The organism is Nitratireductor sp. XY-223, from assembly GCF_004959855.1.
In the GTDB taxonomy this organism is placed as follows: Bacteria; Pseudomonadota; Alphaproteobacteria; order Rhizobiales; family Rhizobiaceae; genus Hoeflea_A.
In genome coordinates this window covers 32581-47227 of the sequence record NZ_SPNT01000018.1, presented here as the reverse complement: position 1 = coordinate 47227, position 14647 = coordinate 32581, and the positions used below count along the sequence as shown (strand labels likewise).

12 protein-coding genes are annotated in these 14647 nt (G+C 54.3%); 3 read left to right on the top strand and 9 right to left on the bottom strand.

The genetic code is table 11. The features are described 5' to 3' along the window. Positions 1-109: 109 nt before the first annotated feature. Entirely contained in the window at positions 110-1009 is a 900-nt protein-coding gene (locus E4M07_RS26855; protein ID WP_136661497.1) for a hypothetical protein, read from the top strand. A gap of 842 nt (positions 1010-1851) precedes the next feature. Here the strand turns inward: E4M07_RS26855 and E4M07_RS26850 are convergent. From E4M07_RS26850 to E4M07_RS26815, 8 genes are all read right to left on the bottom strand, one after another. Continuing rightward, positions 1852-2475, bottom strand: coding sequence for a hypothetical protein (locus E4M07_RS26850; RefSeq protein WP_136661496.1), 624 nt, complete (start codon positions 2473-2475; stop codon positions 1852-1854). A 253-nt stretch (positions 2476-2728) separates the two neighbouring features. Next, positions 2729-3649 (bottom strand): nucleotidyl transferase AbiEii/AbiGii toxin family protein, encoded by a 921-nt coding sequence (locus E4M07_RS26845; protein ID WP_136661495.1) that lies wholly within the window; start codon positions 3647-3649, stop codon positions 2729-2731. Further along, positions 3636-4478 (bottom strand): type IV toxin-antitoxin system AbiEi family antitoxin domain-containing protein, encoded by an 843-nt coding sequence (locus tag E4M07_RS26840; RefSeq protein WP_136661494.1) that lies wholly within the window; start codon positions 4476-4478, stop codon positions 3636-3638. The genes E4M07_RS26845 and E4M07_RS26840 overlap by 14 nt, the downstream gene beginning before the upstream one ends. A 363-nt stretch (positions 4479-4841) precedes the next feature. Then, the gene (locus E4M07_RS26835; protein ID WP_136661493.1) at positions 4842-5507 is read right to left on the bottom strand and encodes a hypothetical protein; all 666 of its coding nucleotides are present in this window, start codon (positions 5505-5507) and stop codon (positions 4842-4844) included. Positions 5508-5718: 211 nt separating this feature from the next. Next, the gene (locus tag E4M07_RS26830) at positions 5719-7278 is read right to left on the bottom strand and encodes a hypothetical protein (protein WP_136661492.1); all 1560 of its coding nucleotides are present in this window, start codon (positions 7276-7278) and stop codon (positions 5719-5721) included. After that, entirely contained in the window at positions 7275-9197 is a 1923-nt protein-coding gene (locus tag E4M07_RS26825; protein ID WP_136661491.1) for a TIR domain-containing protein, read from the bottom strand. Before E4M07_RS26825 ends, E4M07_RS26830 begins: the two co-directional genes overlap by 4 nt. After that, a complete protein-coding gene (locus tag E4M07_RS26820; RefSeq protein ID WP_136661490.1) occupies positions 9194-9793 on the bottom strand; it encodes an SMC-Scp complex subunit ScpB in 600 nt (199 codons plus the stop codon). The genes E4M07_RS26825 and E4M07_RS26820 overlap by 4 nt, the downstream gene beginning before the upstream one ends. Next, positions 9790-10752 carry a DUF1403 family protein gene (locus tag E4M07_RS26815; RefSeq protein ID WP_136661489.1) on the bottom strand — a complete coding sequence of 321 codons (963 nt, stop codon included), beginning with the start codon at positions 10750-10752 and terminating at the stop codon, positions 9790-9792. The genes E4M07_RS26820 and E4M07_RS26815 overlap by 4 nt, the downstream gene beginning before the upstream one ends. 319 nt (positions 10753-11071) lie before the next feature. Between E4M07_RS26815 and E4M07_RS26810 the strand changes: the two genes are divergently transcribed. Beyond that, a complete protein-coding gene (locus E4M07_RS26810) occupies positions 11072-12040 on the top strand; it encodes a tyrosine-type recombinase/integrase (RefSeq protein WP_246660634.1) in 969 nt (322 codons plus the stop codon). Between the two features lie 16 nt (positions 12041-12056). Next, positions 12057-12824, top strand: coding sequence for a DUF2971 domain-containing protein (locus E4M07_RS26805; RefSeq protein ID WP_136661487.1), 768 nt, complete (start codon positions 12057-12059; stop codon positions 12822-12824). 247 nt (positions 12825-13071) lie between these two features. Here E4M07_RS26805 and E4M07_RS26800 read toward each other — a convergent pair whose 3' ends face one another. After that, a complete protein-coding gene (locus E4M07_RS26800) occupies positions 13072-14646 on the bottom strand; it encodes a hypothetical protein (protein ID WP_136661486.1) in 1575 nt (524 codons plus the stop codon). Between the last annotated feature and the right edge of the window lies 1 nt (position 14647).

Sequence of the window (14647 nt, the reverse complement as noted above, 5' to 3'; positions counted from 1 at the left end):
GAGCCTTTGCCCTTAACGGGCGGCTCATTTTTGGAAGGCCAGAGTCATAACACGATTCGTTTTTGCTGAAGCGGGTTCCGACTGGAAGTCGGAGGCTTCAAACCAAAGAGTGGAAAGTGAATGGCGTGATGGCGATCAGCCATTCGTGCCTGGAGTACACAACTCTGGCTACATTTTACGAACCGCGTTCTCACCATCTTCTCCCGGCAATCCATGGGGACGGGGACATTCTGATGGCAAGGGTTTGAAATACTATATCTGGGGGAAGGACTTATTTGACCCAGAGTTGACGAAGTTCGCAACGGTAGCCGAGCTTGGGTATTTTTTCGAGGGTTTTCGGAGTATCCACGGCTTCGGACATGTGGAACACTGTGATTTCAGAGATCAGTACCTAAACAACTACAGTCTCAGATTTTTCCATTGGCATCAGTGGATCGACGATATCTATTCCCGTATCAAACACCTCGGCCGCCCCTTGATTAAGGAAGGGACGTCCTATGACGACAAAATGGAAGAGATTGTCGATGCAACCAAGTTTTCACCAACACCTGAAGCCCGATTGCCATTGACAGGAACTTGGCGGTATCGCAGCTATCACAATGTGCCTGATGGCGATGACAAAGAAGCGCTCTGGTTCGCGGCAAATCTCACTATTGTAGAGCAGCCTGACGGGAGTATCACCGGGGAGCTGGATCCTGGTCATCCTGACTACAACTATAAAATCGCAGGACACATTGATCACCGTCATGTCCGATATGATACTGAACCCGACTGGTATGAAGACCGCTCTATCATTGTGATGCAAGCCACTGGCACCACGCCGGCAACCGAAGGTCATGTGTATGACTACCGGGGCCATCTCGCTCCAGTTTGGCCCAACGGCAAAGGACAGGTCCGCACCTTTACCGGAACTGTGTCGCGATCAGTTCGTCCCGACGATTCAACGAAGGAAGGAAAAATTGGATCATTTGTCGCAACTCGGCTTCAGGATTCTGAGGGTGTTGCGTAGCAGTTGCTGTGTACTTCAAATGGAAGTAATTGACACGATCTTTCTGCGTCAAAGAGGTGGGTAGCGAGGGTGGATCCAGCCGGTGCCGAACGGGCGTTACAAAAAGCTGCGATGCCAGCAAACCTGTTGATCCCAATCGCAGTTGCGAGCCGTGAAGCCTGCTTGCCCTTGTCGGAAGGGACATAACGGATTTAGCCCGAACCAGACACGGTGTCGCTGTGCCTTTATTTCCTGGACGGAGAGGCATTCGTTGCACGTTTCCGAGATTCTGTGCTCTTAATTGTCGGACGTCCTAAGTCCCCAACTGAACAAGAATGTATAAGGATCATGCATTTGATGCAGACTGCAACGTAGGTGGTTTGCAGGCAGACCGTCCGGGAATTAAAGACACCGTGACAAACCAGATACACGTTGTCGGCACGCGGCCGATACGTGCTTCGCTTTGCAAAAGCAAACGACACCGTTTAATCACGCCAGTTGAGCTCTTAAGCAGATTGACCTTTTCTTACAGCTGTCATTCACACGCCGCAGAAAGAGCTTGTTTTGTTGCGCACAGCTTGAAAGCGGTCATCCACTTCCAATCGTTTTTGAGTGCAGGCTCTGGTCAAATGGTCCTGTTCTGAGAAATGGACACCCGCGGGAGCCCAAGCCGGCGGCCGCCAGGCCGGGTCTGTCGCCGGCGACGTGGCGGGACCGAGTGTTAGGTCAATCCGGCGTTAACAAACGCACCCGCAAGAGGTCCGGATACGGACCGGGACCGAGTGCGTCGCCGGATTAACCACCGCATTGGTGCGCAAGGGATGGATGCCCGCCAGGGCCGAAACCGCGATTGCGGGTTCGGTTCACGACAGCCCGATCGGTTCTGCCGATGCGCCAGACTGCCCATTATCAAAAGGACTATTGCAGTCTCTTTCATATACAAAGAGGACACCAACAGGGCTGCAGCGGCCAAAAGCATCTTTCTTGCAGGCCATTGGGAGGCATTCCCACTCAGACGGTGTCAGTCCAAGTTTGTGTTGCATCACCAAAGACGCAAGGTGAGCCATCGATCCTTGAACGGTGTTGTCAAAGCCTGCTCCAGCAGCCGAAATGTCAGGGACAAGAATTGTCTTTGTGCTGGAAAACTTCGCCTGCAACTGATCGAATTCCAATCCGTCTGTGATACCCAGCAATGAGGCAGCAGCCAAGTCTCGCGTGTTTTTCGGCCATTCTCCTAGATCACTCGGCACAGAGCCGCCAAATGGTGCGCATACAAAACACATTTCCGGGACGTGTCCTTCGTACAGTTTGGCAGAGCCGCCGACCATGAGGTCACGCGGACCCTCAACCTCACTTATCGAGTCCGCTCCAGTACCCCGCGAGCGATCGGCAGCGTTCTCGGCCTTTCGGCGAGCGCGACCGCCAATTGCAATGAGGATGAAAAATACGACTGTTAATGTAATTGCAATAACAGCGGCGATGCTCATTTGCCAACATCCTCAAATTCTTGTTCTGACTATGCTGCGCGAACCTAGGGGGATCTTCGCAGTATCAGTCAAAATCGCAAGCGAAGGCCATTTACGGAGCTTGGAGCCATATAATAAGCACGGATTAGTATCCGTTCGAGGATTTGCTATCGCCACGCATTGGAACCTGATCATCTGATTTTTGAACCGGTTCAATTCGTCACCCGAAAGCATCAAAAAGGTGTTACAGGCAGCGCTGGTGTCGGCAGCGAACTTACGACAATAGGCGGTGTAACTGTTCTGTTTGATCGACATGTTTATTAGGATCCGTGTCGATCAGCCTGCGCAAATTTTGAAGTTTCCAACGGATCGCTGGCAGCTTTGCTGCTTCCGGATAACCGAGAACGTCGAAATCCGGGTCGCCGGCCTGAAGACTGCGCAAAAACTCAGCAACTGGCCCATGTAGTCGACCTTGTATGTCTTCAATGAGCATTTGGCGAGCTGCAATTAGGTCTGCAAGGTCGACCGGTTCTTGCGTCATACCGACAAACTCGTTCTTGAATGCTTGCTCGATATTGATGCCGTTAGGATCGAGCAATTCGTGCACCGGGCGTGATGAGCTGGCTAGATAGACCATGAATGTGCGCAACAACTCGTCGGTTAGGCCTTCGTTTTCATAGAGTTGGGCAATGTCAAAAAGGTCGCGCGGGTGTTGACGGTCGAGTGCTGCATGGATCTTGCCGCCATAAAGGTCCTCGAACGAGACAACCTCTGCTTCCGCGAATCCAAACTCGTCCATAACCAAGTCACAGGCCGGCAAGGTTTGTGTGTTTCCGACAATGCCGCGCGTCACCGGCGAGGTTTCGACTTTGATCATAGCCTTGCCATCATCTGCAAGAATGCGGGTCGCGCCGCCACCTCCTCCTGCGATGCGTCTTGCCGTCACGCCCCTGAGGGACTTTGCATCGTCCATGATGGCTGACAGCGTTTCGTCGATTTCAGCGAGAGAAGCATTGCGATCTTTTACCGGCAAATAGGTCAGGTCGATATCAACCGATAGGCGTGGCAAATTGCGGTGAAAGAGGTTGATGGCTGTGCCGCCCTTGAGGGCAAAGACCTCTTTGTACCTGTAGATGCTCGGGAGCAGACGAACGAGCAAGGCGACTTGCCTGGCAAACGGTTCACGGGCCGTCATCAGCATCTCCTTCGCTGAGCGGCAGGTACTCGCTTGGCACATAGATTAAATGTGCTGGGTGTATCTTTCCTCCTTTGACTAGGGCCCTAGGACCGACGCCCATTTCGATCTGATCCTTTGCGATGTGCTTGCGCCAGGCGTGGTTGTGACGATCTGCAAACACGAAAAACAACCGCTTCACTTTGATGCTGCTGCAGTCCTGCAAGAGACTCATGAGGAGTTTTGGGCGCAAGGTCGCCAAACCCTCAAAGACGACGTCAACGGCGTGGAACGTGGTCTTGTTCGGTAGTTCGTTGAGCCATTCCAAGATGGCTCTTTCGGGCGTTGATTGGATAAGGCGCCGCGGCGCTGAAGTCTGAGCCGGGCTGTCTTCTGCGCTTTCCGTCGCGCCACTTATGCCAACCCTCGTGCCGAAGAGAGCGTTTGTCCGAAGCCGGAACCTATCCGCGTTCGGCAAGCGCTTCATCCATGAGGGTGTCTTTCCGTAAAGATAGATGGGAGCCGCATCGTCGAAGCGTACATAGTGTTCAAAGCCGGCTAAAGCCATCGCAGTCTGACCACCGACATGACAATGCCACTGTAAAAGGTGTTGAATCGATAGAACTGTGCGACGCCATTCATTCTGGTCTTCAACAGCGAATATCTCCGGATCCGGGCGTCGGTAGACCCCACGAGCGACCTTCTCCAACCAGCCGTTTTCAACGTAGTTGAAGATAGATTTCCGATCTATATTGCGCGCCACAAGCCATGCTGCATCGACCAGGTAGCCCGGTGGCAGGTCGTTTAGCAGCGGTTTTAATTTTTCTTCTCTTTGTTGGCTTTGAGCCATTTATTCACGAAACTCTCAAAATCACTGTTCGGAGAAATTTCACCGAACAGTCCAATAAGTGGCTTACTACCATTATTTTCAACATTTTTCAAAATACCTCTCCAAATGAAGCCATACAGTCAAACTTCGTGCTATCCAGGCGAACCGTTCGAACCGGAAACGGCTGCCACTGTAGCGAACGCTCGACAAGAGAAGAACCGGAGTAAGTCGAGTTCCTCAACCGGCTTGCAAACCTGCAGAGCAACAGCCGTCGTTAACCCGTGTCTCCGTCGCGCCGTCTCTGAGAGCTTTGAGCAACCAACCTCCTTCAACAAAGAGGTCAACCGGCGACCTTATTCGGTCGCCAGGTCGGTCCGGCTTAACTTAGGCCGGCTCCTCATCATAGTGCGATTGGTCTACGCTGCCACTGGTTTCGAAATCGGGCCGTAAATATGCGACACGGCCTGCGACGCGATGCATTATCATTTCGCTGGTGAAGTTGATCTTGTTCCCGTGAAATGCACGATCCCAATCCTGCTGGCCGTTCAATTCGCCCGAGAGCGTCGCAACGAGCGCGTCGTCAGCCAAATCGACTTCGACTTCATCGATATAAAGTTCATCGAAGAAAGCGTTCGTCGAGGCAATCTCACCCGACAAAGCATCTTCGATGATCATCGGGTCTTCCACGACACGTATGTTGATTTCCTCTGCGAGGTCTCTGTTGTGCCAGACCTTACCGGTGAAGTAGCCTTCATCAACCAGGAACGAGGAGATGTCCTTTGCGAGGTCGTCGACCGATTGGAGATCGTCAGCAGGGAGCTGGTTGAGCTCATTTCGCCGTCGATCCATCAGGGTGAGGTCGGGAATAAGAACCGCTGCAGCCCCTATGTCTTCAATTGGATACACGGCCTCGGCTTGAAGGGCCGCCACAGTCCCGTAGCCGAAATAGGCAGCAACGAGTTCATGGGCATGACCGGATTTCAGTTTGGCTCCGGTCAGGTTGCGATAGGTCTCGCGCAAACGATCTGCGCATTCTTTCTGGATAGGCATAGCAACTCATTTCTCACCGGCGTCTGTGAGGGGTGGTCGCAAGCGCTTCATGAACACCCTGCGCCGGCTGAATGGTTGCCGTTCAGGTTTTCAAATCGAATTCACTGCCGCCTTTTGGGTCGCTTGCAGCCCTGGCGATCGGCTCCGTGTCGATAGTATATACCAATACGGATCTGATAACAATCAGGAGGGAGGCGAGGGGCACGCTCATCTAAACGTAAAATTTGAAGGGTTGCTTTTCTTGCCCCTTCGCGGATCCCATGGTCAGCACACCGCCGACCATTTGCGCAAATCTGACAGTTACCGGCAATCCATCGTTGAAGTTGCACGAGTTGTAGTTGATTTTTGTCAGCCCCATGATGTCCTCAAGGACTGACATTATCTCCGGCTTCTTCCTGCTCTTGCTCCGCAAAACCGTTATATGCAGGGGGTTCGGCGTTTCCGGTCCGATGTATGTGTCGAGTTGCGGCACATAGCCCGTGGTCCAAAGATAGGCCGTTTGCTGATCAAGAAACAGTGCGGTACCCCGCAGGACCGGATAGTCACCGTCCCGAAAGAGCTTGGTTTCTCCTCCGGTTCTACGAATTCTTACACCTATGACATTTGTGTCTTTTGGCGCGACCTCACAAAAGGCATCCCACTCCTCGTCTTCAAAATATGTCTGGCCGTGAATGAACAGTTCCTTTGGCCACTCATCATGCATGTCTTGGTATGTTTCAAGGACAAGACTCAGGAGGTTTTTCGCCGCATCCCGCTTTAGATGGTACTCATAGTCACCTGTTTTCCAGGGCCCGTTGGCACCTCGGAACACGACCCCATCGCCTTCATTTAGGAACATCTGCGCAGCACAACAGCTGTGCCCTTCCGGATCCTGGGGCAAGCTCTTATAGACCATACCTATATAGCATACGCCAGGCCGAACAGTGGCCAGGCGCCAGGGTGGCCTATCCTGCGTCTTGTAGTAGAGGCCAGCGGCCAAGTTCCAGGCGACTGTCGCCTGGTCCTGCGTTTTTCTCTTTGGAAAGTTCGCTTTGTTCAGAAAAGCTTCCGGCGCAAGCGTGGTCTCTCGGACCAGTTGAGTTGGAGCAATATTGAGAAATTCAGCTTTAATGCGACGCCTGAAATCAGGGACATCAAAGAAGATGTCTTCGTCACTCTGATCAATTACGTCTGCTTCAGATAGGAGTGGTAAATCTGCCTTGGTCTGCTGTTTTTTCGCAAAATCACCGACGACCATCGGTAAGCCTGTACGCTGTGATTTCGGACGGCACCTCTCAAAGACAATCTCCGGCAGCACCATGAGCCATACATCGACGACGCGTTCGTCGTTCCGCAGATACTTTCGGACGCGATCAATGAACAGCGTCGCTACCCGGTCGACCGACTCATGCAGATTGACGATGCGCGTTGCGCGGTCGATATCGGCAAGGGGAATCGCGAGCGCACTGCACTCATCGGGCTCAAACGTGATCCCAAAAGCTTCCTCGAGACCTGGAAAATCAGCGAGGTGCAAACGATCCTTCTTTTCTCCTTTTCCAGGCGGCGGGACCTTAACTGTCTTCTTTAACTTGCGGGCCCAGTCGCGGAAATGAGCCAGACCGTCCGGTGTGCCGACAATCCCAATCCTGACTTCACGCGTCTTTTTACTCTTTGACCAAGGTCCATAGAGATAGAGCCCATCCTTGGGGTGCGCGCTAGGTTGACCGTAGGCAAATTCGAGCAGCGGTTCTTGAAGGTGCTCAACCGTGAGGGAGGTCTCCGTAAATCTCATTCGTTTGGTTCCTCCTCGACCTCAGGTCGGCCGAGTGTTGATTCATCGGTTTCTTCCTCATCGCCACCAAGTTCATCTGGAAGGATTGTGCTCACGGGTGATTTAAAGAGCATTGGGGATGCGTCCAGGAGGATATGTTGACTCGGCGACATATTGAGCCGAATGAACGCAGAGTCCCCCGAGAGCAGATCCAGAAAGGCGAGCATTCGCCCGTACCACTGCTTGTTTCGCCAGCCCTTACACACCGATCTGCGCAGGCGGTGCATTTTTTTTGGATCCTCGATCGTCTCGCCTTCTTGTGTTTGATTGTCCACTGCAAACAACACTCGTGACTTCAGTTTGAAGTGCCAGAATGGCCAGAACGCTGGAAGGGCTGTCACCCCAAACTGCCACACATGTCCCTTTGCAACATTGCGCAGCATGGATGAGTGTCTGTTACCCTGCCGGCCCCAAGGAAAGCGTTGGCCGATTAACGCCAATTCCGCAGAGGCATGAAAGCCGGTAGCATTGGAGTAGAGATACTGGATAAGCCCTTTCTCGCGGCAAAAGTTGAACCATGCTTCCTTCAACATGGCATTGACCTTGTTTGCTGCCGGCTGGTTCCAAAGTCCGAGATCTTCTGATCCAGCCGAGACGAATTCGTCCAAAGGAAGTTGGCGGTCCAGTTTAAACCGTCCGAATTCCGACAGGGCATCCTGTACCTCGGCTTCCGCTGCGAATGTAAGAAATCCCCTTCCCTGCTCGGCAACCGGAAACTTTGAAGTCTCCAGAGCCAGTTTCACTGTTTGGTCATCGGTTGCTCCGGACGGCAGATAGAAGTTGATGTGGTCTGGCGCCTCCTCAACGCGAAGCCAATTTGATGTCAGCCGTTCTGGCTCTGCGATTAGCGGTATGGCACTGCGGCGACGGAAGACTTCCCAGTTCGGGTTGATGCCAGTTTCAGCATCCCGCTTGGGCACTTTTTGTCGCTGCAGCGCTTTCACCAGGAGCTGAAGACCTTCGCCCCAGCCGCGCACGAAATCGACAGGCAGAGCATCGCCAATGCCTTTGACTTTCTGACTGTCCTCTAACCTCAGAGGTATAATGAAACGAGGGTCCTGGAGCCGCTCGCCAAGATCAATTGCGATGTCGATATCGTCTTGCACGGCAGGGTCTTTCAGCGTTTCAGCCCGATTGATGAGCAGGACTTTTGCGGCACGGGTTTCCAGCGCCGTGTTCACCTGCCTGCGCCAACGGTCACCCGGTTGTAGGGTTAGAATATCAGCGAATACCTGGTATCCCTGTGCTTCCAGTTTCGGGCCGAGCCAAAGTACAAAGTCCTCATCGACCGGGGACGACTTGATGATGAAAACCACGTTTCGCTCTGAGTCTGTAAACGTCGGTTCTGTGGGATGAGGCTTGGGCAGAAGCGTGACAATAGCCTCCGGTGTGCCACTTGAAGGCTTGAGGGCGTCTCTGACTGCATCTTCCATCACGGCCCTCATGACACCAGTGCTTTGTTGCCAGAGTTTCGGATGCGCCCGCTCGATATCAGAATACTTTCGCAGTAGCGCGTTTAGGTCGTCGGGGCCAAAAATATCTCCGGGTGAATTGAGAGAGGGTCCGATGATTCGTGCCAGTTCCGTCTTGGCCATTGGCGTCAATGGGGCAGAGGTAGTCAGCAAGTAACGTTGCGGCGCCAACGTATTGATAGCTGCCCGCTCAGCTTTCATCTTTGATTTCAGCTTGGAGGCGCCGGAGCGTAGATAATGTTTCGCTTGCAGGATGACGTCACCTTCGGCAGTCGCATGTCGACCATCCATGCCGTCATCAGCACCTTCAGGGAAGGCCTCAAATCTTAACCCAAGTTCGCGGCCAAGCAGATCTCTCGAAAGCGCTTCAAAGTCGGTGAACGAAAGTTTTGCAAAGTCGTAGTTCATTCAGTGTGTATCCCGAGCTCCGGCAAATCCCGTAGGCTCTGCAAATCAAACATTACTAAGAAATCGTTTGTCGTCACGAACGTATGTGGCGCACCTGGCCGCGGCGCACGGGGGCCATTGGTGATAAGATTGCGATACTTGAGCCTAGACAACAGATCGCGACTAACTTCCTTGCCAAAGATGTCGGCGAGGCCTGATCGGTCGATGGGTTGGTGATAGGCGACTGCACAGAGCACCGCCATTTCCATCTCGTTGAACTCGGATGATTGGTCACCGAGATCAGCAGCGGCTTTGATCACCTCGGCGAAATGCGCCTTGGTCCGGAACATCCAGCCTCCAGTAACCTGGATCAGCTCATAGGGGCGTACCGTCAGCTCAGCCTGGATGTCGTTGATCAGCATCTCCACAGAGACCCCCTGTCCCACCAAGCATGCCAGTTCATCGCGTCCAATTGGGGATGCGCTGGCGAACAAGGTGGCTTCGATGCGACCCATCCACTCGCGCCAACGGAGCTCTGCCGGCAGATCCTCGAGCTCCCGATCGAAAAGCGCCTTGCTCTCTTCAGGCGGTGATCGTTTGGCAGCTGAAAAACTCATGGTGCGATCCCAAAGAGCCGAAACGTGGACCGGCCAGTGAGTTCCTTGATAGCACCCAGTTCGACCAAACGGTCGCAAAGCCGACGCGCTGCCCGCCCAGTCATCGGAATGTTGGTGCCCTGTATGTGCGGGGCGAGCATGCTGGATGGTGCCACCGCATCTTCACGCAGGAACAGGGCGACCGCATCGGCTGAGCCGCGCGTCCGCAGTTTGGGGGCCACTGTTTTCAGGACATCGGCACGCCGCGTGAGGCTGAGCGCCACTCGATACGCAGTTTGCGCCCCCTTCGTTATAACATCCTGAACGGCTATATCTGAACCGGTCTTGCCGTCGCGCAGATCCCGAAGCATCGCTTTCTTCAAGTGCAACGCGGTTAGCGGCAGTGGATGATCCCAGCCGAAGGATTTCGCAAGCACGGTATCTGAGAGAAAACAGGCCAACCGCTCAGCGCGGTCATTGGATTGAATGACGGCTTTGATGGCACCGCACGCCGCTGCCAACGGCCCGATCTGGCCTGCATCCTCCACCACCTTCGCAATCCGGTGCGCGACGTCCTGATCCAGTTTTTCGACCGCTTGCTCGACAATCCTGCCGCTCCAGTCACGTCCACGGAGGGGACGGTGAACGACGCTGCGCCAGAACGCGAGCATGTCACCATCCGGCCCGAGCGCGTCACCGGCAGGTGTCAGATAAAAGGCATCGCGGATATCCTGCTCACTGGCCAACCGGCCCTCAAGCCGAGACGTTGCCACAGACGCTTGAAGCGCCAGCGTATTCGCCAGAAGAGCCTTAGGCACGCATTTATCTTTCTGCTGCAGGATCATGTCCAGAAAAGCGAAGGTCGCGCCGGACAAAAAGGCAACGTTCTGAGCGCTTTCACCGGCGCGGGAGGTGACCCAGGCGGGCATTCTCACTAGGCTGGTTTGGTCCGAAACGATGTGTGGCGACTCATAGGGCATGCCACGAAGTCTCGTCGAAGACGGCGCTTTTGTCCACCAAATAGAGTACAAACCGCCCCGCCTTAAACACTATTTTTATGTCCAATAATCTTGCATTATCGGACGTAAAAGAATACCCTCCTGAAACATGCAGGAATCCGACAAAAACAGGCCTTCAAAGCCCAATCCAGATATTCCCGAGGCTGAGATTTCGTCCGCAGCGTCCCATAGCCCGTCAATCGACGCTCAGCGCAACGAGAGGACACGTAGTGTCCCGCAAGAGCCCCCCCTGCCCGGCCGGGATATCGCAGTTCCGGAAGGTATCGCCGGGTCGGGTACATTGGAGCGCCTGGTCGAAACGGCCCGCGATTATGCCGCCCGGGCGACTGCCGACAACACCAACACAGCCTACGCCCGGGACTGGGCGCATTTCGCCAGCTGGTGCCGGCGCCGCGGCGCCGACCGGTTCACGCCGGATCCGCAACTGATCGGCCTCTACATCACCGAGATGGCCGCGCCGCAGGACGGGTCCCCTCCCCTCGCCGTTTCGACGATCGAGCGCCGCCTTTCCGGTCTCTCCTGGAACTATCAGCAACGCGGCCAGCGTCTCGATCGCCAAGATCGGCACATCGCCACCGTCCTTGCCGGCATCCGCAACAAACATGGGAAGCCGCCCGAACAGAAGGAACCGATTTCACCGGAGGAACTCTTGGAGATGGTATCCCTTCTCTCTTTCGGCCTTCGGGACATGCGCGATCGCGCGATCCTGCTTCTTGGCTATGCGGCCGGACTACGCCGCTCTGAGATTGTGGGCCTGGACGTCAATCGAGACGACACGGAAGACGGCAAAGGCTGGGTCGAGATCGAAGATGGCGGCGCAGTGATCATCCAGAAAACGAAGACCGGTTGGAAAGAGGCCGAAGTCGCGCGTGGAAGTTCGGATCAGACCTGCCCCGTTCGTGCGCTCAAGCAATGGCTGCACTTTGCCAGGATCGATCACGGCCCGATCTTCCGGCGGGTAACAAGAGACAATGGAGGCGTGCAGGCTGATCGGCTGTCAGACAAACACGTCGCGCGGTTGATCAAGAGAACCATGTTGGGAGCCGGCCTGCGGTCCGACGTACCTGACGCAGAGCGCCTCAAACTGTTCTCAGGCCACTCTCTTCGTGCCGGTCTGGCTTCCTATGCCGAGGTTGATGAGCGTCACGTGCAGAAGCAGCTTGGACACGCCTCCCCTCAGATGACCAGGCGCTATCAGCGTCGCCGTGACCGGTTCCGCGTCAATCTGACCAAAGCGGCCGGATTGTGATACGGAGAAGTAGGCGATGATCCTTTACAAATACATGACGGTGGAAACCGCACAGAAAGTCCTTGCCACCAACAAGATTGGATTTTCGCGGGCGAGCTTCTTCAACGACCCGTTCGACACACCGGTCGCGACGCCCGTCCTTACTGAGAACCCCATTGATGGGTTGTTCGCCGATATCCGTGCGCAAGTAAAAAGCTCTGTTTGGGAGAAAAAAACCGCGCTCCTTCCGCTGACCCGGACAGCGAAAAACGCACTGATGTGGGCACATTATGCTGATAGTCATCGTGGCGCGGTTCTGGCAATTGATACGGCGAAAGCAGGGTTCTTGGATTCTGATACCAATATGATCCCAGCCCATTTCGGAAGTGTAGTCTATTCCCGCCATCGACCAAGCGGAGCCTATGGTTCAGAATTCGGGACGGCCGTTCAGGTCGGTGGAACACACCAGTTCGTGCTAGAGCACTATGAGAAATGGCAACGGTTGTTTCTGATCAAACCACTGGAGTGGGCCTATGAGGAGGAAGTGCGTGTCGCCAAATGCATCGAGGGTCTCAAATCTGGCGACAGCGAAAATGAAAGTGGCTCTTGGAGTGTTATCGATTCGAATGGGCGCCCGCTCCACTGCTTCCATCTGCCGGCGGGCAGCATTACTGAGATCTATTTTGGTGCTCGCGTGACCGATGCGCAGGTTAAAGAGACGATCGCCGAGCACCCAAGTGTCGATTGCTATAGTGCCCAGCTGCACCAGCATCGGTTTTCGATCGATCTGAAGAGGCACAGCTGAAGCCGCGCAAGGGACGGTTTCGCGTTCCCCGCTGTGCTCTGCCAGCTTGTTGAAAAACTGTCTCTACATGTCGGGTTGGCTTCAATTCAGTCGCAGGTCGCAGCGTGGCGGTAAAGGTTTCCATCTCCGAGGAACAATCAGCCTATTATATTATGCTCAGGCCGCGCTGACCCGCGATTTGACAGAGGAAAACGGCGGCCAGCAAGAAAATCCTGGAGTGATGGCAATCAAACGCCTGCTACGCTGTCTAGGCACGCCTTTCAGAGTTGTTGTGAAGCTGTTCCCACCAAGGTAGCAATTCACCGATATCAAACGGAAACTCGCGGGATAACTGCTCTCCGCATGTTTCACGCCGCACCTGCATCAGCGGCCAGCCTTGATATTCTTCCAGCGAGGCGTTCTTCAGGGTCGCAACGAACCGATCCTCATCTGATACAAACATGATATCCGACAAATCTTGCATCGAGCAAAATATGATCGGCCGCATATCGGCTTCAATCACATCCGGAGTTTCCTTTAGCGCATCACGAGCCAGACCGAGGGCGTCTTGTTGCAGTTCCTTGGAGGCCTGCATCCACGAATCCATGGTAAGCACGATGCCAACTGCGTCATCGGCCACCGGGATCTCGGAGAAAACACCTCGCCGAGCATGCGAAAAGAACCTCCAAATTTGGGTGATGCCCTTTACGAGTTGGGCGTATCCCTGGTGCGCGTCCTCTATCGGGTTCTCTGAAAACTGCGCTTCATAGGTCAATTTGGAGGCCTTGCACTCCACCACCGCATTGATGGATGAGCCATCCTTTATGAGAATATCAGGAGAGTCGACGCGTGTTTTTTTGGGACCGTATTTCTGGCTTGGCAAAACCGTAAACCGAGGGAAGAAGTTCTGGAGTGCCTGCCGGGCATATTGCTCAAACCTATCGTTGGCCTCGGCTATCAGATTGGGAGGACCGTTCCTTATGTCGTAGTATAACCCCGCCGTCATTCGAAAGATGATCAGTTGCGGCAGCGGAGCGATGTACGTATTGCCGGTCGGATCCGTAACGATGGGAAACTGGCGCAATACGCTTGGCAAATATGCGATACGAGCATGCCCCTTTTTTCTTTGGGCTTCGATCAAGGCAAGCGCCTCTTTTCGGATTTCGGTGAGTGATCTTGAGAACAATGGCAGACATTTTTCAATGAGCGGCGTATCTATGCCGAGTTCGTTGACTGCACCCGGACCTGACCAGGGAAAGTGGTGGAGTTGCGCATAGAGCAGGAACCCAACCTTGAGGAAATCCTGCATACTCAGATTGTTGGTTTCTTCGAAGTAATCCGCACAGCTGCCGTGCGTGTACACGAATGCGAAGCGGTACAGTCTTTCCGTTGTGGCAAATCCTCTCTGCCAGCCGAACTGCCGGTGACCGATGCGGTGCATCTCCATCAGAATGTTGCTGTCGTCGACGATAACGCCGCTTTCACAGTTTTCGGCATCGCGAAGGAGATTCACGGCCTTGGACAAGGTGGCGAATTCGTCATACCGATATTGCGTCGATTCACCTCGTCGGCGCGCTGCCTTCCGACTGCTGAACAAGAGTGTGATGAGCGTTTCGATATCCCATTTGTGCACAGTATATTGGTCCCGGACAGAGGTCGTCGCCGCCTCCGGGGGAAAATGCAAATAGGGCCGAACATCGACGCCTTTATCGGATTGCAGTGCATTGACTGCCCATGCCAGTTGCAAAAAAGCGACCTCATCACACCGCGCGAGCATGTCGTCGAGCGCCGCTCGCCTCTTCTTGTACTTCCTCTTATAAAGTGCGCGAGATACCCGGCCCATC